Below are 23,838 nucleotides of genomic sequence, written 5' to 3'. Positions count from 1 at the left end.
ATGTTTTACAGACTTTCTGGCGTCCATCACGCCAACTACGTTTCGGATAGCCGAATCTTCAAGGTGCCTGCTGACCGGAATCTGACAGCATTCATCTTCTTGATTGGCCTTGCCGCGCCATTCATCATCCCGTCGCTTTATCTGAACAGCTACATGCTTCCCTGGCTGATCTGGACGGCCGCCGCGCTTGGATTGAATCTGGTGACAGGTTGGGCAGGCCAACTTCACTTGGGTTATGCTGCGGTCATGGCCGTCGGCGCCTATTCGGCGATCCATGCCGCGCGTTTCGGGGTGCCGTGGGAATTCGCCCTTATCATCGGCGGATTGACGTCAGCGGTAATCGGCAGCCTATTTGCTTTTGCCGCTTTGCGGGTCAAGGGACTGTATCTCGCCCTTACCACTCTTGCGATGCAATTCGTGATGGACTGGGTTCTGACCCACTCTCCGGCGATCTCGGGGGGCTCACACGCGTCGCTCCAGTCACCGACATTGGCGCTGCTCGGGCAAGAGATTACCACTGATACTGGCTTCTACTATGTCGCCTTCGGCTGGTGTGTGTTGGTGACGATCTTCATGCTTAATCTCAAGCGTACTGGACTCGGTCGCGCCTTGGTCGCTGTCCGGGAAAAAGACTTTGCGGCCGCGATCCTGGGTGTGAACAGTTTCTACTACAAAATCCTCGCATTCGCGACTTCTTCGTTCATCGCAGGCGTCAGCGGTGCGTTGCTTGTTGCCACCTTTTTCTTTCTCGCCGCACCCGAGCAATTCTCGGTTGCCGTTTCGATCCAGGTTCTTGCGATGGTGATTGTTGGCGGCCTTGGCAGCATTATCGGTTCCTATTTCGGTGTTGCCCTGATCCTTCTTGTTCCGGGTATCGTGAACGGTCTCGTCGTCACGCTGAGTGACGGGCTTGGCATGCAGATCGATGTTGAAACACTCGCTCACATCCCGAACGCAGTCTATGGCGCACTGATCGTCATTATCCTTCTGATCGAACCACTCGGTTTGGGAAAACTCTACGGCAACATCAGAGACTATCTGATGGTCTGGCCCTTCGATCAGTTCAAGAAATAGGGGAATGCCGATGCAAGAAAAAGTTGAAGCCCAGAACATTCTATCCATGAACAGCGTCGAAGTACTGTACGACAATGTAATACTGGCGATCAAAGGTGTTTCGGTCCAAGTCCCAAAGGGCGAGATGATCGCACTCTTGGGATCGAACGGAGCTGGGAAAAGTACCACGTTGAAAGCGATCAGCGGTCTTTTGAAGGCCGAGCGCGGACGCATCAGCCGAGGTGAGATAACGTTCCAGGGAACGGACATTACCGAAGCGCTCGCGCAAAAACGCGTCGAGATGGGCATCTGTCATGTCATCGAAGGGCGGCGGGTCTTCGAACACCTGACCCCCGACGAGAACCTGACCGCCGCCGCGCCACGCGGAATGTCCCGATCAACGCTGAATGCGGAAAAGGAAAAGATCTACGGATATTTTCCGCGGCTTGCCGAACGCAAAAATTCGCAAGCAGGCTATTTGTCGGGTGGTGAGCAACAGATGCTTGCCATTGGGCGGGCCCTCGTGACCCAGCCGAAGCTGTTGATGCTTGATGAACCAAGTCTCGGGCTTGCTCCGTTCCTGGTCGAGGAAATCTTCGGCATCCTGCAAAAGATCAATAAGGATGAGGGCCTGTCCGTACTGCTGGTGGAACAGAACGCCCTGGCGGCTCTGGAGATCGTTTCGCAAGGGTATCTTATCGAGAACGGCCGCGTTGTTATGCACGGCACGGCCGAGGCGCTCAAATCTAACTCCGATATTCAGGAGTTCTATCTAGGCGGCGGAGAGACTGATTTTCACAACGTCAAGCACTACAGCCGACGCAAACGTTGGCTGAGCTAACGTACTATTCGGAAACTGTTCAGGGAGGAACAAATGAAGAAACTTACCAAAGCGTTGGCCGTATTATCAATGTTCGGCGGAGCAATGTTCGGCACCCAGACGCTGGCAGAGCCATTCAAGATCGGCATCTGCTACGATCTCAGCAAGGCCTATACCTTTGCCACGCCGCAGGTTTCGCAGGCCGCGATGGACCTTGCCAAGCTCATCAACATGAAGGGCGGCATCGGTGGGGAACCGGTCGAAGTCAACGTGCGTGACCACGGGAACGAACCGCAGCGCGGAATCGAGTGCTACTCCAAGCTCAGCCGCGAGGGTGTATTCGTCTTCGATACCCTGTCCACTCCGGTCTCTCTGGCTATCCTGCCGCGGGCCATGGAAGACGGGCGTATCCTGATGCAGTCGCTTGTCGGCCGAGGCGATGCCGTTGACGGCACCGTTTTCGAATGGGTCTATCCGGTCGGACCGACCTATTGGGGACAGGCGGCCAATGATGTTGCCTACATAAAGCAATTGCATGATGGCGACTTGTCGGACGTGAAGGTGGGGTTTGTGTATTTCGATTATCCTTTCGGACAGGAGCCGATCGAGATCCTGGAAACCTTGTCCGAAAAAGAGGGTTTCGAGCTTGAGCTGTACCCCGTGCCGCTTCCGGGCAGTGACCAGGCCGGTGTGTGGTCCAAGGTGCGCCGCGACAAGCCCGATCATGTAATCGTCTGGATGTTGGGCGGTGCGCATGTGGTTGCGTCGAAGGAGATGCAGCGCAATCGCATTCCGATGGACAAGTACATATCGGTCAACTGGTTGAACGAAGTCGATATCGCCAACATCGGTGAAGAGGCCGCCAAGGGTATCAAGCGCGGTACCAATGTCGTGGGCGGTCAGGATATTGCCCTGTATCAGGAAATCATGTCCGAGCTTTATGACAAGGGCGAGGGGTCCGGCCCGATCGAGAAGACGCAGGACGTTTTCTACAACACCGGTCTGGCGATGTATTCAATCATGTTCGAAGCCGCGCGCAGGGCGGCAGAACAGGAAGGCCTTCCGATAACCGCGGAGTCCTACAAAGCCGGACTGGAATCTCTTGAGGGATACGACGCGAACGGGCTGATGGCCCCCATTACGGTGACGGCCGAAGATCATGGCGGCGGCGGTAAGACCCGGATCGAGATGTGGGACGGGGAGACTTGGGTGCCGCAAACCGACTGGATCTCTGAGTACACGGACGTCGTGTGGGACGTGGTGAAAGAAAGTTCCTCAAAATACGAGCAGTGAAAGACAGGTAGCAGGAAGGGTGACGCTACGCAGGGCGGCAGCGGCGCTTACGAAACGGTATCATCGCCCTAAACCCTAGAAACGGGAGAGAGAAAACATGAAAGTCAAACAGCACATTAAGGCAGTGGTCCTTGCTACTGCGCTGGCAGCAAGCGCGACTGTGGCCTCAGCGCAGGACAAGGAGCCGATCCGCTTCGGACTCTGCTTCGACCTCAGTAAATCCTACACGTTCATTTCGCCGCAGGTGGCCCAGGCCGCGCAGGATCTCGCGATGTACACCAACGAAAACGGTGGTATTGAAGGGCATCCGGTTGAAGTCATCATTCGCGATCACGGCAACGAACCGCAGCGTGGCGTGGAATGCTATGAGCAGCTCAAGCGCGAAGGCGTTTTCCTTTTCAATTTTCTGTCCACGCCGGTCACGAACGCGGTTTTGCCGCGTGCCATGAAGGACGGTAACGTACTGATGCAGTCTTTCGTTGGCCGCGGTGACGCGGTGGACGGCGAAGTGTTCGAATGGGTTTTCCCGGTCGGTCCGACGTACTGGCAGCAGGCGGCAAATGACGTTGCCTTCATCAAGGGTCAGATGGGCGGTGACTTGAGCAAGGCGAAGATCGGGTTCATCTATCTGGATTATCCCTTTGGCCAGGAACCGATCGAGATCCTGAAAACGCTTTCCGAAAAGGAAGGGTTCGAGTTGGAGCTGTATCCCGTACCGCTTCCCGGGTCGGATCAAGCCGGCGCATGGAGCAAAATCCGCCGCGACAAGCCCGACTATGTGATCAGCTGGCTACTGGCGGGCGGACATGTGGTCGCCTCGAAGGAAATGCGCCGCAACCGTTTCCCGATCGACCGCTATCTGTCGGTGAACTGGCTGAACGAAGTCGATATCGCCAATATCGGCGCGGAAGAGGCGAAAGGCATCCTGCGCGGGACGAACGTGGCCGGTGGCCAGGAAGTTCCGATCGTCAAGACGATGCTGGACACCTACTATGCCAATGGCAAGGGCAGCGGACCCGAGAGCCTCGTGCGCGACGTGTACTACAATACGGGCATGGCGATCTACTCGGCCGGTTTCGAAGCTGCGCGTATTGCGATTACCGAAAACGGTTGGCCGATCACACCGGAAACCATGAAGAATGCCTTTGAATCGATCGAGAACTTCGATGGAAACGGCATCATGGCCCCGGTTACAGTGACCGACAAAGACCACGGAGGTGGTGGCAAGACCCGGGTCGAACAGTGGAATGGCGAAACCTGGGTTCCGCTGACCGACTGGAGCGCCGACTATCTCGACGTTGTTTGGGATGTCATCAAGCACAGCTCGGCGACTTTCACCGTCGAATAAGACTGGGCTTCCCCGCGGCAGACACGTCGCGGGGAAGCTTTCCGCAGTTAGATTGTCCCGAGAAAGCGAAGCAGGTATCATGAGCCCCATTGACGTGAAGATCGAAGACGGAATTGCAACCGTCTGTATTAACCGGCCCGAACGCAAAAACGCACTTTCCGTGGCGGCTACGAACGGGCTGACCGATGCTTGGGAAAAGATCGAGGCGGATGACAGCGTTCGTGTGGCCATTCTGACTTCGGCCGATTGTGGCGTGTTCAGCGCCGGACTGGATCTGAAGGAAGCCACAAAAATCGCACGCGACGAGGGCGTCGATATTCTGACCAAGATGCGCGACCCGTTTCACGAGACAATGCGCGCCTGCAAGAAACCGATCATCGCGGCGATGACGGGGTCGCTGATGGCGGGCGGAATGATGCTGACTTTGAATTGCGATCTGCGGGTCGGTCTCAAGGGGACCAAGGTCGGTATCACCGAAGTAAAGATCGGTCGTGGATCGCCTTGGGCATCGCCAGCATTGTCCATGCTGCCGCAGCCCATCCTTATGGAAATAGTTCTGACCGGCGACTTGATGCCGATCGAGCGCCTGCACGAATACGGGTTCACCAACTATATCGAAGACACTCCCGATGCTGTCCGCGCACGGGCCTTCGACCTTGCCAAACGCATTGCCAGCGCGGCCCCGCTGTCGGTTGTTGCCGCGAAAGGCAGTGTTCGCGCAACCATGGATCTTGGCTGTGCCGGTGGTCTGGAAGAGGGCAAGCGCCTGCACGAGGTGGTTTACGCCAGCAACGACGCGATTGAAGGCCCAAAGGCCTTTGCTGAAAAGCGAGCACCCGTCTGGACCGGGACCTGATGGAGGCTTGAATGACTGAGCTTATTCGCCTGGACAGGGATGGCCCTGTCGGAATCCTGCGGTTTCTTCAGCCGACAAAACGCAACCCTTACAGCATCGGGTTCGTCGAAGAACTAGTGGCGCTCCTGCGCGAAGCCGAACGGGACGCTACGATCCGTGTCGTTGTTATGACCGGTGGCGATCATTTCAGCAGCGGCGGCGATCTTGTCGGGTTTCAGTCTGAGATCGCGAAAGGCGCAAAGGCGACATCGGAAATGGTGGAGCTGGTTCACGATGGCGGACGCGCGGCCTATCTGTTTCGCAAACCTCTGATTTCCGCGGTATGCGGCGTGGCTTTTGGCGCGGGTTTAAGCCTGGCCTTGTCGGCGGACATTGTCGTTGCTGCCGAAGATGCCCGGCTGTGCGAAGTTTTTGCGCGCGTCGGCGGCTGTCCTGACACGGGATCAAGCTGGCTGCTTCAACAGCGTGCCGGTGCGGGGGTGGCGCGGATGCTGGTGCTCACGGGCCGCGAGATCGACGGACGCACCGCTAGGGACCTGCGCGTTGTCGAAGAATGCGTGCCGGCCAACCAGGTCGAGGTACGGGCGTTGGAAATTGCCCGCGAGATTGCAACGCACCCGATGTTTGGCGTTCAGACCGCCAAGCGTGTGATGCGCGCCGCAGCCGAGTGCAGCTATCTCGAGGCGCTGGATATCGAGCGCGATGCCCAAAGCGTTTTGCTGTGCGCGCATGACTTTCCCGAGGCGATGAAAGCGTTCTCGGAAAAAAGAACTCCAGAATTCAAAGACCGTTAGCTCGGTTGAAACCTTATCGCAAAACTCAAGGAGCCCACGCCAATGAAGGTACTCGTGCCTGTGAAACGCGTGATCGACTACAACGTGAAGGTCCGCGTCAAGGCGGATGGCAGCGGTGTCGATCTCGCCAACGTTAAGATGTCGATGAACCCGTTCGACGAAATCGCCGTTGAAGAGGCGATCCGCCTGAAAGAGGCGGGAAAAGCCGAAGAGGTCGTCGCGGTATCCATCGGCGTCAAACAGGCGCAGGAAACCCTGCGCACCGCACTGGCCATGGGCGCCGACCGCGCCATCCTGGTCGTCGCAGCGGATGACGTGCACCAGGATATCGAGCCGCTGGCAGTGGCCAAGATCCTTGCCAAGGTCGTGGAAGAGGAACAGCCCGGTCTGGTTCTCTGCGGCAAGCAGGCGATCGACAACGACATGAATGCCACCGGCCAGATGCTGTCGGCGATCCTCGGTTGGAGCCAGGCGACCTTTGCCTCGGAAGTGGGCATCGATGGCGACAGCGCCGTCGTCACCCGCGAGGTCGATGGCGGCCTGCAGACCATCAAGGTCAAGATGCCGACCGTCGTTTCCGTCGACCTGCGCCTGAACGAACCGCGCTATGCGTCGCTGCCCAACATCATGAAGGCCAAGAAAAAGCCGCTGGATGAAAAGACCGCCGCCGATTACGGCGTCGACGTCACCCCGCGCCTGACCGTGGTCAAGACGTCCGAGCCGGCCGAACGCGCCGCCGGTGAAATGGTTGGCTCGGTCGACGAGCTGGTTGCGAAACTCAAGGAAAAGGGAGCGGTGTGATGGCTGTTCTTCTTCTTGCCGAAGTCAACAATGGTGAACTGTCGATGGACGCGACCGCAAAGGCGGTCACCGCGTCCAAGGCCCTGGGCGACGTGACGGTTCTGTGCGCCGGCGCATCCGCCGCCGACGCCGCGAAAGAAGCCGCGACAATCGACGGCGTGGCCAAGGTGCTGGTCGCCGAAGACCCCGCGCTGGGTCATCGCCTGGCGGAATCGACCGCCGACCTGATCGTGTCGCTGGCAGGCGATTACGATCACATCGTGGCGCCCGCCACCACCGACGCCAAGAACGTGCTGCCCCGCGTGGCCGCGCTGCTGGACGTGATGATGCTGACCGACGTCTCGGGCGTGGTCGATGCCGACACGTTCGAGCGCCCGATCTATGCAGGTAACGCGATCCAGACGGTGAAATCGGGCGACGCGAAAAAGGTCGTGTCCTTCCGCGCCGCCAGCTTCGACGCGGCCGGCACCGGAGGCTCGGCCACTGTGGAAACCGTGGGCGGCGCATCCGCTTCGGGCCTGTCGGAATGGGTCGAAGACAAGGTCGCCGAAAGCGACCGTCCCGAGCTGACCTCGGCCGGCGTGGTCGTGTCGGGTGGCCGTGGCGTGGGCTCGGAAGACGATTTCGCGCTGATCGAGAAGCTGGCCGACAAGCTGGGCGCCGCCGTTGGTGCGTCGCGCGCCGCCGTCGACTCGGGCTTTGCCCCGAACGACTGGCAGGTGGGACAGACTGGCAAGGTGGTCGCCCCTGATCTCTACATCGCCGTTGGCATTTCGGGTGCGATCCAGCACCTGGCCGGCATGAAGGATTCCAAGATCATCGTCGCCATCAACAAGGACGAAGAGGCGCCGATCTTCCAGGTGGCCGATTACGGTCTGGTCGCCGACCTGTTCGAAGCTGTGCCTGAATTGACCGACAAGCTGTAAGTCCATTGCAAAAATTACAAAAAGGCCCGCCTGTTTTGTCGGGCCTTTTTGTACGAGCCGAATGGGCGGCGCGTTGATTGGAAAAATCCGGATGCGCACGGTCCGAAGCCGTGTGACGCTCCGTCAGAACGGCTCGGGTTCATTGTCGAGAAAAAAACTCTTGTTAGATTTCCTCAATGCAAGCATGACTCGATAGGAATAAAACATGTCTCTGATCAAGAACTCCCCGAGTTGGGCAGTGGATGAGCACAAGATGTTCGCCGATAGTACACGCAGGCTTTTCGATGCAGAGATGGCTCCGAAGATTGAAAAATGGGCGGAGCAGGGAGTTGTTGACCGCGACTTCTGGAAAACAGTCGGTCAGCAGGGTGTCATGGGTGGCTCGATTGCCGAAGAATATGGTGGGTTCGGTGGCGGCATCGGGTTCGACGCGATTACCGTCTACGAGCAGGGGCGCACCGGTGATACGGGTTGGGGCTATGGGATTCAGTCCATCGTAATCCATTATCTCAACGCATATGGCAGTGAGGAACAGAAGAAAAAGTGGTTGCCGAAACTGGTCAGCGGCGACAGCGTTGCGGCGATTGCCATGACCGAGCCTGGAACGGGCTCTGACCTCCAGAACGTACAAACCTATGCGGAAAAGGATGGCAACCACTACAAGATCAACGGTTCGAAGATCTTTATCACAAACGGGCACACGGCGGATCTCGTTGTTATCGTGGCAAAGACCGATCGCAACGCCGGCGCCAAGGGCGTTTCGTTGATCGTTCTGGAAACCGAGGGCGCCGAAGGCTTTCGCCGGGGACGGAACCTGAAGAAACTGGGTATGAAAGGTTCGGATACTGCTGAGCTGTTCTTCGAGGATGTGCGCGTGCCCACGGCGAACCTGCTTGGTCCGGAAGAGGGGCAGGGGTTCTACCAGCTGATGAAGCAGCTGCCTTGGGAGCGGCTGATGATCGGCATTACCGCGCTCGGTTTTATTGATTTTGCGATCGATGAAACGGTGAAATATGTTCAGGACCGCAAGGCATTTGGAAGCCGGATCATGGACTTCCAGAATACACGCTTCAAACTGGCGGAATGCAAAACCAAGGCCGAATTGCTACGTTCTTTCGTAAATGACGGGCTCGCGCGTCTTGAAGCGGGCGAACTTGATGCGGCCACGGCTTCGATGGCGAAATGGTGGGGCAGCCAGACGCAGAACGAGGTCATGCATGAATGCCTGCAACTGCACGGCGGTTACGGTTTCATGATGGAATACCCCATCGCGCGACTTTATGCCGACAGCAGGGTCCAGATGATCTATGGCGGCACCAACGAGATCATGAAGGAACTGATCGCACGCTCGATGGATGTTTGATCCGTCCGGTGCCGGGTGGGGCTATTCCCTGCCCGGTCCCAGAATTTCGTCGCTGTGTTCCCCAAGTCGCGGGGCCGGGCGATGATCATGTCGCGCAGGGGTCGCCGAAAAGCGAACCGGCGGGCGTGTCGTCCAGATCGCACCTTCGGTCGGGTGATCAATCCGTTGAAAGAACCCGGTTGCGGCAAGATGGGGATCGTTCGGCAAATCTGACAGGTGGCGCACTGGCATGGCGGGTATGTCGGCCTGCTCCATGAGGTCAAGCCACTCATCTGTGGTCCGGGTCAGCGCAATGTGCGCCACTATATCGTATACTGCGCCGATGTTGCGGCTACGGGCGTCCATGTCCGTGACCCAGACATGGTCGATCATGTCATTGCGCCCAACCGTCTTGAAGAACCGCGCCCATTGTACGTTGGTGTAAGGCAGAATTGTGATGTAGCCATCAGCGGTCTGAACTGGACGCCGGTGCGGAACCAGCATGCGGGCATAGCCGAAATCCTGCGGAAGCTCTTCAAAGGTGGCACCATCCATATGTTCGGCCAACAGGAAGGCGGCCAGCGTCTCAAACATCGGAACCTCGACATGCTGGGCCTCTCCAGTACGTTCGCGGTGGAATAGTGCACCCATCACGGCATAGGCAGCGGTGACCCCGCCAAGCTTGTCGGCGAGAATTGTCGGGGCATAAGCGGGCGGTGCCTCGGGGTCGCGAAGGGTCGCCAGGCTGGCCAATCCCGACACCGACTGGACGGAATCGTCGAATGCAGGCTTGGCGGCATAGGGCCCGTCCTGCCCGAAACCGGTGGCGGATACCGTGATCAGGTTCGGGTTTTCCTGGCGTAGAGTTTCGGGATCCAAAGACAATCTGGCCAGCGCCGCAGGTCGAATGCTCGAAATCATCACATCGGCATCGATGAGCAGTTTGCGCAACTGATCGCGTCCGGTTTGCGTTTTTAGGTCCAGTACGACACTGCGCTTGTTACGGTTGGCCCCCAGAAAAGCGGCACCCATCAGCTTGTTGCGCGATGGCTGGACCTGGCGAAGAAGATCGCCCTCGGGGCCTTCCACCTTGATCACATCGGCCCCCAGATCGCCCAGCATCTGCGTCGCCAAAGGTCCGAAAACTACAGAAGTCAGATCGACGATCTTCACGTCTTGAAGGATCGCCGGATTGTTCTCATCGGTCATTTGATTGTCCACTTAGTTGCCTACCGTTTTTTATGAACAACGGCCGAACTCGGCGCGAAGGGCCTTGCCTTGCGCATCGAAGGCCGGGCAGGGGCCCAGTGCCGTTTCGCCGAGGCTGCGCCGGATCGGGGGGGTCGGGACGTTGATTTCACCGGAAGGCGTGCGAATTACGGACCGGTCAAGCTGGGGGTGACCGGACAGGGTCGCCACGTCGTTCACCGCGCCCGAGGCAATGCCCGCAGCGTCAAGCCGCTTCAGCATCTCGGCGCGGTCATGCGAGGCGAACACGGCCTTGATGAAAACTTCGAGCGCGGGTTTGTTTTCAGTTCGCGACGTGTTGTCATGGAACCGGGGGTCGGTTGCCAAAGCCGCATCGCCCAGTATGTGTTCACAGAACCGTTGCCATTCGCCGTTGTGTTGCACGGTAATGACGACAAGCTGACCGTCCTTGCATTCATAGGCCCCGTAGGGGCAAATGACCGTGTGGTTCAGTCCGACACGAGGTGTCGGCTTGCCAAGGTAATCGTGATACAGCAGTGGAACCGACATCCAGTCGGCCATCACATCAAACATTGCCACGGAAACGCCGCTGCCCTTGCCGGTGCGATCACGCCCGACAAGTGCTTCGCAGATTCCAGCATGGGCTGTCATACCGGTGGCGATATCGCAGGCCGACACGCCCACCCGTCCTGGTCCGTCGGGTGTACCGGTCACTGATGCCAGACCGCTCTCGCATTGCACCAGAAGGTCATAGGCCTTGGCGTTGCGCATCGGGCCGTCTTCGCCATATCCGGTGATGTCGCAGGTCACTAGACGCGGGAAGCTCTCTCGCAGACTCGCGGAATCGAGCCCCAGCTTGGCCAGCGCGCCCGGCAGCAGGTTCTGAATAAACACATCTGCGTTTTCCAGCATCCTGAGCAGGATTTCACGGTCTTCGTCGGCTTTAATGTCCAAGGCGACCGATTCTTTGCCTCGGTTCAGCCATGTGAAATAGGCGCTTTCACCGTTGGCGGCGGTATCGTAGGCGCGGGCGAAATCGCCTGCGCCCTTGCGTTCGATCTTGATCACGCGCGCGCCGGCGTCGGCCAGCCGCGAGGAGCAAAAAGGCGCAGCGACTGCCTGTTCCAGCGCAACGACGAGTTTGCCGGAAAGGGGGGCTAAGTCTGAACCTGACATGAGTTTCTCTCAATTGATCCTGAAAGGTTGACTAAATCTAACAATTGTTAGAAAGATTATCAATACGCTTGAACAAAGACTGGGTCGCTTGAAGGAGAACGCCTATGCAGGATGCCAAAGGACCAGACCAGCTTTTCCAACGCGCGCTGGCAGAGGGAGAGATCCTGCTGCCCAAGTGCGACGACTGCGGGGCCTATCACTTTTTCCCGCGAGTCCTGTGTCCACATTGTCATGGCGCCGCGATTTCGTGGAAGCAGGCCACCGGCAAGGGACGGGTCTACACCACAACCGTCGTGCGCCGCAGCCAAAACCGCGGTGGCGACTACAACGTGTGCATGGTCGAGCTTCAAGAGGGCGTTCGAATGATGAGCCGGGTCGAAGACATTGCACCGGGTGAGGTCGCCATCGACATGGCTGTAACCGCTTTCGTGGGCGAGGCCGAGGGTGTTCCGGCCGTGCTCTTCAAGCCGTCGGAGGTATAAGTCATGACCACAGAACTTCGGGGGAAATCCGCCATCGTGGGAACCGGTCATGCCGGTTTCGGAGAAGCCCATGGCCTGACGGCCTATGATGTCATGGCGCAATCTGCGCTTGCGGCGCTTGGCGATGCCGGGCTGAAACTGTCCGACGTCGACGGGCTGTTCTGCACCATGATGGAAGACAGCATGCCGGCGCTTATGGCGGCGGAGTATCTGGGCATCCAGCCCCGTTTCATTGATGGCACGATGTCGGGCGGTTCGTCCTTCGTAAACTACCTGAAGTCCGCGACCATGGCGCTGGACGCCGGTCTGTGTGATGTCGCGCTGATTGTTTATGGCTCCAACCAGCGCACCGCATCGGGCAGACTCGTGACCGCTTCACGTCCGCCGGCCTACGAGGCGCCATATAATCCGCGCTATCCGATCTCGGCCTATGCGATGGCCGCAGCCCGGCACATGCATGAATATGGCACCACCCGAGAGCAGCTGGCCGACGTGGCCGTTGCTGCGCGGGCATGGGCACAACACAACCCCGAAGCGTTCGAGCGCGGCCCGCTGACCCGAGAAGACGTGTTGGGCGCGCGCATGGTGGGCGATCCATTGACCGTGCGCGACTGTTGTCTTGTCACCGACGGCGGTGGCGCGATCGTGATGGTCCGCGCGGACCGCGCACGGGATTTCCCCAAGGTGCCTGTCTATGTGCTGGGCAGTGCGACGGCAAGCTCGCACCGGCAGATTTCCCAGATGAAGGATTTCACCGTGACCGCGGCCCGTGACTCGGGCGCGCGCGCCTTTGCGGCGGCCGGAGTGACCCCTGCGGATATCCAGGCGGTCGAGCTCTATGATGCCTTCACCATCAACACGATTTTGTTTCTCGAAGATCTTGGGTTCTGCGCCAAGGGCGAGGGAGGGGCCTTTGTCGAGGGCGGACGCATCGCGCCTGGCGGCGTCTTGCCGGTGAACACGAATGGCGGCGGCCTGTCCTGTGTGCACCCCGGGATGTACGGCATCTTCACAGTGATCGAGGCTGCCCGTCAGATCCGTGGCGACGCGCCGGGCATTCAGTTGAAGGATATCGATCTGGCGCTGGCGCATGGCAACGGCGGTGTGCTGTCCAGTCAGGTCACGGCCATACTTGGATCGCAAAACACGCTTTGACGGCAACTAAGGGAGGAAAGTAAATGCCATTGGATTTCGATGCACTGTTGAACTGGGACTTTGAGGAAATCGAACAGACGCTGACCGAGCGGGATACCATCCTGTATGCACTCGGCCTTGGGTTCGGCGAGGATCCGACCGACAGAAAGGAGCTGGCCTATGTCTATGAGGACGGGCTCAAGGCAGTTCCCTCTATGGCGGTCATTTTGGGGTATCCCGGCTTCTGGCTGCGCGATCCCAAGACCGGCGTAAACTGGCAAAAAGTGCTGCACGGAGAACAGTGGCTCGACATCTACAAGCCGCTGCCGACACATGGCCGGATTGTCGGCCGCAGTAAGATCGACTTCATCGCCGACAAGGGCGAGGGCAAGGGAGCCGTCATTTACCAAAGCCGTGATATTATCGACGCGGACAGCGGTGAAAAACTGGCGCGCGTGGCGATGTCGGCTTTCTGTCGCGGTGATGGGGGGTTTGGCGGTGAAAACCAGGCGGGTCCGGCACCCGCAGTGCTGCCTGATCGGGCGCCTGATCATGTATGTGATATCGATACCCTGCCGCGCCAAGCCCTTATTTATCGTCTCAGCGGTGATTTCAATCCGCTTCATGCTGACCCGGATGTTGCCCGTTCTGTCGGGTTTGACCGCCCGATCCTGCATGGTCTGGCGACCTATGGGCTGGCGGCCCGGGCGATTCTCAAGACGTTGCTGGACTATGATTCTGCCCGGCTTGTCGGTCTGGATGTTCGGTTCTCGGCGCCGGTCTATCCCGGCGAAACCGTGCGGTTCGAAATCTGGGAAGAGGACGGCGAGGCCCGGTTTCGAGCGTCTATACCGGCACGCGACGTGGTTGTTCTGAACAACGGCGCGGCGCGCTTCGCCTGAGGCAGTGAAGATGGCTCAACCGCTCAAGGATATCCTGGTGCTGGATTTCAGCACACTTCTTCCCGGTCCGATGGCGACGCTCATGCTGTCCGAGGCCGGCGCCGAAGTGATCAAGTTCGAACGGCCCGGAGTCGGCGAGGACGCGCGCCAAACCGAGCCCAAGATCGACGGAGAGAGCATCGGATTTGCCGTGTTGAACCACGGCAAGCGATCGGTGGCCATCGACCTCAAGTCAAGGGGCGCAGCGGAACGTCTGCGCCCCTTGATCGAGAGGGCCGATGTTCTGGTAGAGCAGTTCCGTCCCGGCGTGATGGACCGGCTGGGGCTTGGTTATGAAGCGGTGCGCAAGATCAATCCCGGTCTCATCTATTGTTCGATCACCGGCTATGGCCAGACCGGACCAAAGGCCAGCGCCGCCGGCCACGACCTCAACTACGTCGGTGATGCGGGTATCCTGTCGCTCAGTCGTGGACCGGATGACCAGCCAACGGCCCCGTTCGGGCTGGTCGCCGATATCGGCGGCGGAACCTATCCTGCGGTGATGAATATCCTGCTGGCCCTGATTGCACGGCAGGCAAGCGGGCAGGGGACGCATCTGGATATCGCAATGGCCGAGGGGGCGTTCGCCTTTGCCTATTGGGCCCATGCCGAAGGTGTGATTGCCGGGCAGAACATCGAAAGCGGTGGCAGCCGTCTGACGGGTGGCCTTGCCCGGTATCGGCTTTATTCGGCTGCGGACGGGCGTCAGATCGCCGTCGGCGCATTGGAAGAAAAGTTCTGGCAGTCGTTCTGCGATGTCATTGGTTTGCCGGTGGCCCTTCGCGATGACTGGTCCGATCCAAATGCCTGTGCCGCGGAGGTTGCACGTCGTCTGAGGAAACATCCCTCGACCCATTGGGAGGCTTTGCTGGCAGCGGCAGGTTGCTGCTGTTCGGTCGTGAAAACGCCCGCCGAGGCGGCACATGACCCGCATTTCAAAGCGCGTGACGTGTTCGGGCGGACAGTAAAAATCTCCGGCCGGGACGCGCCTGCTTTGCCGCTGCCAATTGCGCCGGAGTTCCGTTCTTCGGGAAATTCGGTCGGAGTTGCAGCCACTCTGGGCGAAGACAATACGCGTTATGGCGTAGACCAACCGAAGACAGAGTAAATCCCGTTGACGGGCAGGTTTTGAATCGGTAATCTAACAATTGTTAGAAAAAGGGAGGGGCCAATGAACAAGTCTGACAATGACCTGCCGACTGAAGCTGAGCGTTATGTCATGCCATCGCGCTTTGTGGAAAGCGATAGCTTGGAAGTGCAGGGTTTCGTGACATCGGCTTTGCGTGATCTTCCTGTGGACGCAACCAATCGAGACAAGGCGATCCGCCTGTTCGAAGCGGTGCGCGACGATATTCGCTATGATCCCTATTGTTTTGCGCTGGATGAGGACTCTTACCGTGCCAGCCGTATCGCTGGGGCGGAAGCGGCGTTTTGCGTTCCCAAGGCAATTCTTCTGGCGGCTTGTTTGCGTGCTGTGGGTATCCCCGCCGCTCTGGGGTTCGCGGATGTGCGCAACCACCTGAATACACCCAAGTTGCAGGAGTTGATGGGGACCGATCTCTTTATCTACCACGGCTATGTTCAGCTGTGGTTGGGGAATGAGGCCTACAAAGTGACACCTGCATTCAACATGGAACTGTGTGAAAGATTCGGGGTCAAACCCCTGGTCTTCGACGGCTATAACGACGCGCTCTTTCACGAGTTCGACCAACAGAATCACCGGCACATGGAATATGTGAACGACCGTGGTCTCTATTTCGACGCGCCGATGGGTGAGTTCCTGGTGGCGTTCAAGCAAACCTATCCGAAGCTGGAAGAATTCAACCGCATCCGGATATCCAAGGATGCGAGCGGATACGATGACGGTTTCGCAAAGGAGGGTGCCTCTTGAGGTATCTGGAAGACTTCTCGCCGGGCCAAGTCTATCGCTTTCGCAGCGCTCCGATGAGCGCGGATTCAATAAAGGCCTTTGCCAAGGAATGGGATCCGCAGCGGCTGCACACCGATGAAGACTATGCAACCGCCATACATGGCAGCCTGATCGCCTCGGGCTTTCAGACCATGCTTGAGGTGTTCAAGCCGGTCATGACCGAGATGATGGTCGATGTTGCCAATATCGGCGGCATGGGCTTTGATAATTTGCGCTGGCTGCGGCCTGTGCACCCGAACGAACCCCTTGATGTCGAACTGACGGTCAACTCGGTCACACCGTCAAAAAGCAAGCCCGACAGAGGTGTTTTGCACTATACGCTCAGCGCCAGAAACCCCGAGGGCGAGGTCGTTTTTTCGACCGACACCCCCGTGATGATCCAGCGAAAACAAAATGACACAAACTGATATCCTTTCCAGCGAACAAGAAGACCTTCGCCTGTTGCGCGAGAGCGTGCGCACGTTGTTTGAACGGGCGGGCGGAAGTGACAGAGCCCGACAACTCCGTGATGCCGGGGGCGGTTTCGATCCGGAGATGGTCCGGGAACTGGCCGAGGCCGGTGTTTTCGGCGTGGCGGTGCCCGAAGATCAGGGCGGGCTTGGCATGGGCCTAGCCGCCGGGGGTGTCATCGCCGAGGAAGTCGGCCGTGTGATTGCCCCGGAACCGGTCGTGTCGACGATCGGTCTGAGCCTCGGCCTTCTGCGCCGCCTTTGTCCGGATCATCCGAAGATGGCACAGCTCATCGGCGGCGAAATTTCATTGGCGGTTGCCTGGCAGGAACGCGGCCCCGACGGGGCGCCTGCCGATGCGACCTGCCGATACGCGGACGGAAAGCTGACCGGTAGCAAGGCCTGGGTCGTCGGTGCGATCGGTTCGCACGGGTTCCTTGTCGTGGCCGAACAGGATGATGGTCCGGTTCTGGTTCTGGCTGAGGCAGACGCGCAGGGGCTTGTCATCGACAAGCGGACGCAGGCCGATGGCAGCTCTCTGGGCGAGCTTTCGTTTTCGGGAACTCCGGCTGCGGAATTGGCCAGCAGCGGTGCGGTTCTCACTGCACTGGCCGAGGCTGTCGCCGATGCAACGGCGCTTGCCGCGGCCGAGCTTGTCGGCCTGAGCGAGCGCGCCTTCGAGATCACGCTCGACTACATCAAGACGCGGGAGCAGTTCGACAAGCCGATCGGATCATTCCAGGTCATCCAGCACCGTGCCGTCGACCTCAACGTGATGTGCGAGGTCGCGCAGGCCGGAGTGCGGGAGGCGCTTGCGCAGATGGACAGCGAAACCGATCCAAAAGTCCGGGCGCGGCTTGCCAGCCGGGCCAAGGCTCGCGCGGTCACCGCCGCCAAGAAAATCACCCGCGACGCCATCCAGCTGCACGGGGCCGTCGGGTACACGGATGAGTTCGATATCGGGCTCTACCTGAACCGGGCGCTGGTGCTGTCGGCCTGGTTGGGCGACGATGCCTATCACAGGCGGATATGGTTCGAGGCACGCGAAGCAGAGGGGGCAGCACAATGACCGACTGGAACGCTATGACCGATGCAGAGTTCCGCAAAGAAGTGCGCCAGTTCTTCGAGGCGGAATATCCCGAGGAGCTGCGTCACCTGCCGCACCGACCGAAGTTCGCCGAGATCGAACATTGGCACCGCAAGCTTCACGCCAAGGGCTGGGTCGCGCCAGCCTGGCCCGCTGAATTCGGCGGTATGGGGCTGAACGCCGCCAAGTTGCTGATCTTTTACGAAGAGCAGCAGCGCTGGGGCGTCAATCGCGGCCGCGACATGGGCGTGCAGATGGTCGGGCCGCTGATCATCAAATTCGGCACCCAGGAACAAAAAGATTACTGGCTGCCGCGTATCCTGAGTTGCGAAGATATCTGGTGTCAGGGCTATTCGGAACCCGGCGCCGGGTCCGATCTGGCGAACCTGCGCACACGCGCAGAGATTGACGGCGACGACTTTGTCATCAACGGACAGAAGATCTGGACCACGATGGCGCATGACGCCACGCATATTTTCATGCTGGTGCGCACCGATCCCGATGCGCCGAAGAAACAGCAGGGCATCAGTTTCCTGCTCGCTCCGATGGATCAACCCGGAGTCGAGGTGCGCACCATCACGACCCTGTCGGGCGAGACCGAGTTTTGCGAGGTCTTCTTTGACAATGCACGGACGCCCCGCGAGAACCTCGTGGGCGAGCTGAACAAGGGTTGGACGATGGCCAAGGCTCTCTTGAGCTTCGAACGCATTTTCATCGGTTCGCCAAGTCTGGCCCAGAACGCTCTGGGACAGCTTGAAAGCTTTGCCCGTGGCCGTGGCGCGTTTGACGATCCGGTGTTCCGTGACCGCTTTGCCCAGGCGGCACTGGATGTGGAAGATCATGCCGCGCTTTATGCCCGTTTTGCAGATCAGCTCAAACGTGGCGAGACGCTCGGTGCGGATGTGTCCATGCTGAAGATTTGGGTGACTGAATGCTTCCAGCGCATCACCGAGCTGATGATCGAAGCAGCCGGTCCCGATGGCGGCTCCATCGGGCCGCTTCAGGTCGGCAACGTAAGTGTCGATGTTCTGGCGAGTTTCTACAAGGCCAGACCTACCACGATCTACGGTGGATCGAACGAAATCCAAAGAAACATCCTGTCCAAGGCCGTCCTGGGACTGCCTGGCTGACTCAATACCCCACGGAGGAAATAGAACCATGTCGGATCGTTATGCAAAATACGATAAACTGAAATTTGACTACCCGGCGGATCGCGTCCTGCGCATCACGTTCGACCGGCCCGAGACATTCAACTCGGTCGATGCCGAAACCCACACTCAGATGACGGACATGTGGATCGATATCGACCGTGACCCAGACATCAATTCGGTCATCGTGACCGGTGCGGGCAAGGCATTTTCCGCCGGGGGTGATTTCAGCCTGATCGAAAACATGATTGGCAATTCGCACGAGATCATGAAGACGTGGAAAGAAGCCAAGGATCTCGTCTATAACATCATCAACTGCAACAAGCCGATCATTTCCGCGATCAATGGCCCTGCGGCCGGCGCAGGCCTTGTGGTTGCCATCCTGGCCGACATCTCGATCGCCGGAAAGAAGGCCAAGATTGTCGATGGTCATCCCCGCCTTGGTGTTGCCGCCGGTGACGTCGCGGCGATTATCTGGCCGCTGCTGACCTCGATGGCCAAGGCGAAATACTATCTGATGACCTGCAAGCCGGTGTCGGGCGAAGAGGCCGAGCGTATCGGTCTGGTATCAATGTGCGTCGAGGATGACGAGCTGCAGCAGATCGCGCTGGATACAGCCGTCGAACTGGCCAACGGCTCGCAAAGCGCGATTCGCTGGACCAAGTATTCGCTGAACAACTGGCTGCGCCAGGCCGGGCCGATCTTTGATGCGTCGACCGCGCTGGAGATGCTTGGCTTCATGAGCGAGGACGTCAAGGAAGGTGTGTTGTCGCACCGCGAGAAGCGCGCGCCGAACTTCCGTAAGGACTGCCCGCTTTAACGCCCGATTGGACGAGGAGGCATGGAAATGTCTGATGATATCTACAAAGATATAGCTCAAGCCTATGCGGCTGCGGCCGAAAAAGCTCCTGGCCTGAAATCGCGATTTACGGCTGCCGGATTCGATCCGGCAGCTGTCACATCGGTGGCGGACCTCTCGCGTCTTCCAGTGATGAAAAAAGAAGAGCTTCTGAAGATCCAGCGCGAGAACCCGCCCTTTGGCGGGTTCCTGGCCTCGGATCTGAAGGATGTCGGGCGGATCTACGTGTCCCCCGGCCCGATTTTCGAACCGGCCCTTTCGGACGGTGGCGGCCACGGCCTTGACCGGCTGTTCAAGGCGGCAGGCGTGGGGCCGGGGGATATCATCCTGAACACCTGGATGTATCATCTGGTGCCCGCGGGGCTTTTGTTCGACGAAGCGGCACAGGCCGCAGGCGCCACGGTGATCCCCGGAGGCGTCGGCAATACGGAGCTTCAGGCACAGATCATCGCCGAAACCGGCGTGACTTCGATCTGCGCTTCGACTGCGTTTTTCCTGACGCTGGCGGACAAGGTGATCGAAACCTATGGCCGCGACGCATGGAAGGTGAAGACAGCCTTCCTCGGCGGTGAGATGGGCGACTGGATGGCCAAGCGCCGCCGGATCGAGGCCGAATACGGCGTGTCCACCTGGGCCGCCTATGCCACCGCCGATCTGGGCCTTGTCGCCTATGAGGATGGCGGCGAAGGCTACCTGGTTCATCCCGACCGCGTGGTGCAGATCTGCGATCCGGTCAGCGGCGAACAGGTCGCTCATGGCGAACCTGGCGAGGTTGTCGTGACCGCGCGCGATGCCACCTGGCCGATGATCCGGTTCGGCACCGGCGACAGCGCCTTTGCCCTGGAAAGCAACGCGGATGGCACCGTCAGCCGGATTTCAGCATTGCAGGGACGGGTCGGGGCAGCGGTCAAAGTGCGCGAGATTTTCGTTTATCCGCGCGTGGTTGAAGAAGTTGTCATCGGCACGCCGGGCGCAAAGGCCGCGCAGGCCGTGGTAACGCGCGAGAACGATCGCGACATGATCCGCCTCTCGCTTGTGCTGGAAGACGGTGCCGACGCTTCCGCCGCAGAAGCAGCCGCCGCTGATACCTTCAAACTGCATGCACGAATTCGTGCTGACGAGGTGAACATTGTTTCGGAACTACCCGAAAATGCAGAACTGATCGTCAACCAAAAAGACCGCTGAGATCGGGTTCTGTGCGCTTTGCCTGAATCCGACCTTTTAGCCGACACTGGCACGCGGGTTTTCGTGGACCCAAGACTTTCAACTTGGCGAAGGTCTTGGGGATCCCGGCCCCGCGCGCCCGTGGGGTGTCGCGGAAAGCGGCACAGGTCAAACGTGGTCGAAATCGACTGTCAGTTTTTTGGTTTTCGGACGGGCCTGGCAGGTCAGGACAAAGTTCTCCTTCAACTACCAAGGCTCCAAAGCATAGTTCAGCGTCATCTCTGCCTCGCCTTCGATAACTTTGGCGCGGCAGGTGGAACACATTGCGCCCTTGCAGCAATAGGGTAGTTCGATACCTGCTGCGGCGGCGGAGACCACGCTTTCCTGATCAGGTGTCATCACAAAGCTGCGGGCGGTGCCATCATGGATCGCCGTGACCTGAACTCCTTTTCCAGTGGCGGCTTCCGCCGTAAGCGGCGCAAGCGTGACGGTGGCGGTATTGTCAGCATCGGCGGGAGCGAACAGCTCGTCATGAAAACGGTTCTCTTCAACGCCTAGGTCGCGGAGCGCGGTCTTGAGTTCCTGAATCATCTCGGCGGGGCCGCAAAGAAAAGCATCTTCTATTTCTGCCGGAGCGAACAGGGCACCGGAGAACTTGCGCAGCTTTTCCGCATCAAGCCGGCCCGAGAATAGTGGGGAATCGGTGCCTTCGCGCGTCAGTGTATGAAAAAGAGAGAACCGTCCGGGATAGGTATCCTTGAGATCGTTCAATTCGTCGCGGAAGATGATGGAACTTAGCGTTCGACTGCCGTAAAAAAGGATGAAGTTGGCCCCGGCCTCGGTGGCAAGCACCGAGCGGATGATCGAAATGATTGGAGTAGTTCCACTGCCCGGGGCCAGGGCGAGATAGGTGCGTGGTCCGCCTTGTCGTATCTTTGATCCGAATGTGCCTTCGGGCGTCATGACATCAAGTTCGGTGCCCGGTGGCAGTTCGCTATGAACGAAAGAGGAAAACGCTCCGCCTTCCAGCAGCTTGACCAGAACGCGCAACTCGCCATCGTCTCGGCCGGAGCTGACCGAATAGCATCGCCGCACACCATCGATATCATCGGCACGGCGCAGCGTGACGTACTGGCCCGGGATGAATTGATAGTCGTCCGCCAGATCTTCGGGATTGGGCGAGCATTTCGCCGAACTGCTGGCGGGGCAGGATGTCGACGTCACATTGGCCGCCCGCCGCGTCGCCCGCTTGTCTGAGCTTTCCGCAAAGATAGCGGCGGAAGGGGGGCAGGCCGATGTGATAGAGATGGACGTGGCGGACCCGAAGTCGGTGGAAGCCGCGCTGAAGGGACGGGTCTTTGACACTGTCATCAACAATGCCGGAACGACGGCATCTCTTCCCGCATTGGAACACGGGCCGGCCGAAATCGACGCGATCATAGACACAAATCTCAAGGGCGCATTTCATGTCGCACGTATCGCCGCCAAAGCGATGATTGATGCCGGACGCGGGGGCTGTATCGTCAATGTCGCCTCGTTTCTGGGCACACGGGTGGCCAGCCATGTGTCCGCCTATGCCGCGTCCAAGGAAGGGCTGATTCAACTGACCCGGTCTCTGGCGCTTGAATGGGCGCGGCATGGCATCCGGGTGAATGCCATCTGCCCCGGTTATATCGAAACCGACCTGAACCGTGAGTTTTTTGCCACTGACGCGGGACAGGCATTGATCAAACGCGTCCCGCAGCGCCGGTTGGGGCATGATCCGTTGGCCGCCCCCCCCCGGACCGGGGGCCTACGATAAGGCGACCGGGAATCCCCGGCCGCAATTCTTAGAGTCACGATTTCAGAACGCGTTAAGCCCGGTCAGGTTGCGCCCGATGACCAGTTTTTGGATTTCGGTGGTGCCATCGGGAATCGGCATGACCTTTGCATTGCGGAAGTGCCGTTCAACGTCGAACTCTTTGGTGATGCCGTTGCCGCCGTGGATCTGCACCGCTTTGCCGGCGATTTCGACGGCCATTTCGGTTGCATACCATTTCGCCATCGAGGTCTGGGTGTCACAGCGCACGCCCAGGTCCAGAAGTTGCAGCCCGCGCTGGCACAACAGGCGCGCGGCATCCAGGTGCGTGGCCATGTCGGCCAGGTAGCCTTGAATCAACTGGTGCCCGCCAATCGGCTTGCCATGCTGCTCGCGTTCCTGGGCATATTTGACCGCACATTCCAATGCCGCCTGACCAATGCCGATGCTGGTCAGGCCAACAAACACACGCGCGCTCTCAAACAGTTTCAACGTCTGGAACAGGCCGCCGCCTGCATTACCCAGAACATGCTCGGCGGTGGTTTCCGCCCGGTCGAAAAACAATTCACAGGTCGATGCACCGACAAGTCCCATCTTGCGCAATTCGCGGCTCTCATAGTTGCCGGTGTCGCGGTCGACGATGACCATGGAAATACCGTCGTCCAGATTGCAGACAACGATGGCGAAATCCGACTGGGCCCCATTGGAAATCCAGAGCTTCTGGCCAGTGACGAAAATCTTATCGCCCTCTCGGTCCGCACGTGTCTTGACCTCGCGTACGTTCGAACCGACCTCTGGTTCGGAAATACAGGTGGCACAGATCCGTTCGCTGCGCAGGAGCGGCTTCAGATAGGCCTCTTTCTGCGCCACATTTCCCAAGAGGTTGACCGCGAACACGGCATGACCCTGAATCAGCACCGCGATTGCCAGATCGGCCCATATCCGGGCCAGTTCCTCGTATAGGATGCCATAGGTCATGCGGTCGATTCCGGCACCGCCTTCCTCTTCGGGGATCAGGCCGCTGATCAGCCCGAATTCCTCGACCTTGGCGAACAGGGACTTCAGGGTTTTCGCATCGGGGGGGTGGCCGAGGTTCTCGTATTTCTCGGCCAGCGGCGCGAACTCTGCCTCGGCCATCTTGCGGAAGTTTTCCAGCAACATGCGTTGCTCATCTGTATAGATTGCCTGAGCGGCGGCGATCACGTTTTCCATGGTTCGTCTCCTTGTT

At 59.0% G+C, this 23,838-nt stretch carries 24 protein-coding genes; 20 read left to right on the top strand and 4 right to left on the bottom strand.

Features of this window, described 5'->3' with window-relative positions:
* The 9 genes from MK745_RS15845 to MK745_RS15805 all read left to right on the top strand — a co-directional run bounded on the left by MK745_RS15845 (position 1) and on the right by MK745_RS15805 (position 9,254).
* The gene (locus MK745_RS15845) at positions 1 to 1,074 is read left to right on the top strand and encodes a branched-chain amino acid ABC transporter permease (RefSeq protein ID WP_243614211.1); all 1,074 of its coding nucleotides are present in this window, start codon (positions 1 to 3) and stop codon (positions 1,072 to 1,074) included.
* Between the two features lie 10 nt (positions 1,075 to 1,084).
* Positions 1,085 to 1,894 carry an ABC transporter ATP-binding protein gene (locus MK745_RS15840; protein ID WP_243614229.1) on the top strand — a complete coding sequence of 270 codons (810 nt, stop codon included), beginning with the start codon at positions 1,085 to 1,087 and terminating at the stop codon, positions 1,892 to 1,894.
* Between the two features lie 33 nt (positions 1,895 to 1,927).
* Positions 1,928 to 3,166, top strand: a complete 1,239-nt coding sequence (locus MK745_RS15835) for an ABC transporter substrate-binding protein (RefSeq protein ID WP_411028170.1) — start codon at positions 1,928 to 1,930, stop codon at positions 3,164 to 3,166.
* Positions 3,167 to 3,263: 97 nt separating this feature from the next.
* Positions 3,264 to 4,514: an ABC transporter substrate-binding protein gene (locus tag MK745_RS15830; protein WP_152467189.1), complete on the top strand. Its 1,251-nt coding sequence runs from the start codon at positions 3,264 to 3,266 to the stop codon at positions 4,512 to 4,514.
* A gap of 79 nt (positions 4,515 to 4,593) precedes the next feature.
* On the top strand, positions 4,594 to 5,370 hold the full coding sequence (locus MK745_RS15825) for an enoyl-CoA hydratase/isomerase family protein (protein WP_152467190.1): 777 nt from the start codon (positions 4,594 to 4,596) through the stop codon (positions 5,368 to 5,370).
* Between the two features lie 11 nt (positions 5,371 to 5,381).
* Entirely contained in the window at positions 5,382 to 6,164 is a 783-nt protein-coding gene (locus tag MK745_RS15820; protein WP_136340178.1) for an enoyl-CoA hydratase/isomerase family protein, read from the top strand.
* A gap of 42 nt (positions 6,165 to 6,206) precedes the next feature.
* On the top strand, positions 6,207 to 6,965 hold the full coding sequence (locus tag MK745_RS15815) for an electron transfer flavoprotein subunit beta/FixA family protein (protein ID WP_090029138.1): 759 nt from the start codon (positions 6,207 to 6,209) through the stop codon (positions 6,963 to 6,965).
* Positions 6,965 to 7,891 (top strand): electron transfer flavoprotein subunit alpha/FixB family protein, encoded by a 927-nt coding sequence (locus tag MK745_RS15810; protein WP_243614210.1) that lies wholly within the window; start codon positions 6,965 to 6,967, stop codon positions 7,889 to 7,891. The genes MK745_RS15815 and MK745_RS15810 overlap by 1 nt, the downstream gene beginning before the upstream one ends.
* Positions 7,892 to 8,096: 205 nt before the next feature.
* Entirely contained in the window at positions 8,097 to 9,254 is a 1,158-nt protein-coding gene (locus MK745_RS15805; RefSeq protein WP_243614209.1) for an acyl-CoA dehydrogenase family protein, read from the top strand.
* A 21-nt stretch (positions 9,255 to 9,275) separates the two neighbouring features.
* Here the strand turns inward: MK745_RS15805 and MK745_RS15800 are convergent, their stop codons facing one another.
* Both MK745_RS15800 and MK745_RS15795 read right to left on the bottom strand, forming a co-directional pair.
* A complete protein-coding gene (locus MK745_RS15800) occupies positions 9,276 to 10,442 on the bottom strand; it encodes a CaiB/BaiF CoA transferase family protein (protein WP_243614208.1) in 1,167 nt (388 codons plus the stop codon).
* Positions 10,443 to 10,472: 30 nt separating this feature from the next.
* Entirely contained in the window at positions 10,473 to 11,618 is a 1,146-nt protein-coding gene (locus MK745_RS15795; RefSeq protein ID WP_243614207.1) for a CaiB/BaiF CoA transferase family protein, read from the bottom strand.
* Positions 11,619 to 11,722: 104 nt separating this feature from the next.
* On the opposite strand from MK745_RS15795, the gene MK745_RS15790 reads away from it, so the two are divergent.
* From MK745_RS15790 to MK745_RS15745, 10 genes are all read left to right on the top strand, one after another.
* Positions 11,723 to 12,100, top strand: a complete 378-nt coding sequence (locus MK745_RS15790) for a Zn-ribbon domain-containing OB-fold protein (RefSeq protein WP_152467115.1) — start codon at positions 11,723 to 11,725, stop codon at positions 12,098 to 12,100.
* Positions 12,101 to 12,103: 3 nt separating this feature from the next.
* Positions 12,104 to 13,255, top strand: coding sequence for a thiolase (locus MK745_RS15785; RefSeq protein WP_243614206.1), 1,152 nt, complete (start codon positions 12,104 to 12,106; stop codon positions 13,253 to 13,255).
* A gap of 23 nt (positions 13,256 to 13,278) precedes the next feature.
* On the top strand, positions 13,279 to 14,136 hold the full coding sequence (locus MK745_RS15780) for a MaoC/PaaZ C-terminal domain-containing protein (protein ID WP_243614205.1): 858 nt from the start codon (positions 13,279 to 13,281) through the stop codon (positions 14,134 to 14,136).
* 10 nt (positions 14,137 to 14,146) lie between these two features.
* A complete protein-coding gene (locus MK745_RS15775) occupies positions 14,147 to 15,283 on the top strand; it encodes a CaiB/BaiF CoA transferase family protein (protein ID WP_243614204.1) in 1,137 nt (378 codons plus the stop codon).
* Positions 15,284 to 15,346: 63 nt separating this feature from the next.
* Complete coding sequence (locus MK745_RS15770) at positions 15,347 to 16,066, top strand: transglutaminase-like domain-containing protein (protein WP_243614203.1); 720 nt, start codon at positions 15,347 to 15,349, stop codon at positions 16,064 to 16,066.
* Positions 16,063 to 16,512 (top strand): MaoC family dehydratase, encoded by a 450-nt coding sequence (locus MK745_RS15765; protein ID WP_136340184.1) that lies wholly within the window; start codon positions 16,063 to 16,065, stop codon positions 16,510 to 16,512. Before MK745_RS15770 ends, MK745_RS15765 begins: the two co-directional genes overlap by 4 nt.
* A complete protein-coding gene (locus MK745_RS15760; protein WP_243614202.1) occupies positions 16,499 to 17,623 on the top strand; it encodes an acyl-CoA dehydrogenase family protein in 1,125 nt (374 codons plus the stop codon). Before MK745_RS15765 ends, MK745_RS15760 begins: the two co-directional genes overlap by 14 nt.
* Positions 17,620 to 18,771 (top strand): acyl-CoA dehydrogenase family protein, encoded by a 1,152-nt coding sequence (locus MK745_RS15755; RefSeq protein ID WP_136340186.1) that lies wholly within the window; start codon positions 17,620 to 17,622, stop codon positions 18,769 to 18,771. The genes MK745_RS15760 and MK745_RS15755 overlap by 4 nt, the downstream gene beginning before the upstream one ends.
* 28 nt (positions 18,772 to 18,799) lie before the next feature.
* Complete coding sequence (locus tag MK745_RS15750; RefSeq protein WP_028095226.1) at positions 18,800 to 19,609, top strand: enoyl-CoA hydratase/isomerase family protein; 810 nt, start codon at positions 18,800 to 18,802, stop codon at positions 19,607 to 19,609.
* Positions 19,610 to 19,636: 27 nt separating this feature from the next.
* Positions 19,637 to 20,833 (top strand): phenylacetate--CoA ligase family protein, encoded by a 1,197-nt coding sequence (locus tag MK745_RS15745; protein ID WP_232237126.1) that lies wholly within the window; start codon positions 19,637 to 19,639, stop codon positions 20,831 to 20,833.
* A gap of 225 nt (positions 20,834 to 21,058) precedes the next feature.
* Here the strand turns inward: MK745_RS15745 and MK745_RS15740 are convergent, their stop codons facing one another.
* Positions 21,059 to 22,036 carry an FAD-binding oxidoreductase gene (locus MK745_RS15740; protein ID WP_243614201.1) on the bottom strand — a complete coding sequence of 326 codons (978 nt, stop codon included), beginning with the start codon at positions 22,034 to 22,036 and terminating at the stop codon, positions 21,059 to 21,061.
* Here MK745_RS15740 and MK745_RS15735 point away from each other — a divergent pair.
* Complete coding sequence (locus MK745_RS15735) at positions 21,987 to 22,613, top strand: SDR family NAD(P)-dependent oxidoreductase (RefSeq protein WP_197918530.1); 627 nt, start codon at positions 21,987 to 21,989, stop codon at positions 22,611 to 22,613. The two genes, MK745_RS15740 and MK745_RS15735, sit on opposite strands and share 50 nt — an antisense overlap.
* A gap of 42 nt (positions 22,614 to 22,655) precedes the next feature.
* Here MK745_RS15735 and MK745_RS15730 read toward each other — a convergent pair whose 3' ends face one another.
* Positions 22,656 to 23,822, bottom strand: a complete 1,167-nt coding sequence (locus MK745_RS15730; RefSeq protein ID WP_136340189.1) for an acyl-CoA dehydrogenase family protein — start codon at positions 23,820 to 23,822, stop codon at positions 22,656 to 22,658.
* Positions 23,823 to 23,838: the final 16 nt, after the last annotated feature.

It is taken from the genome of Shimia aestuarii, from assembly GCF_022814865.1.
In the GTDB taxonomy this organism is placed as follows: domain Bacteria; phylum Pseudomonadota; class Alphaproteobacteria; order Rhodobacterales; family Rhodobacteraceae; genus Shimia; species Shimia aestuarii_A.
This window is presented reverse-complemented; position numbering and strand designations above follow the sequence as displayed.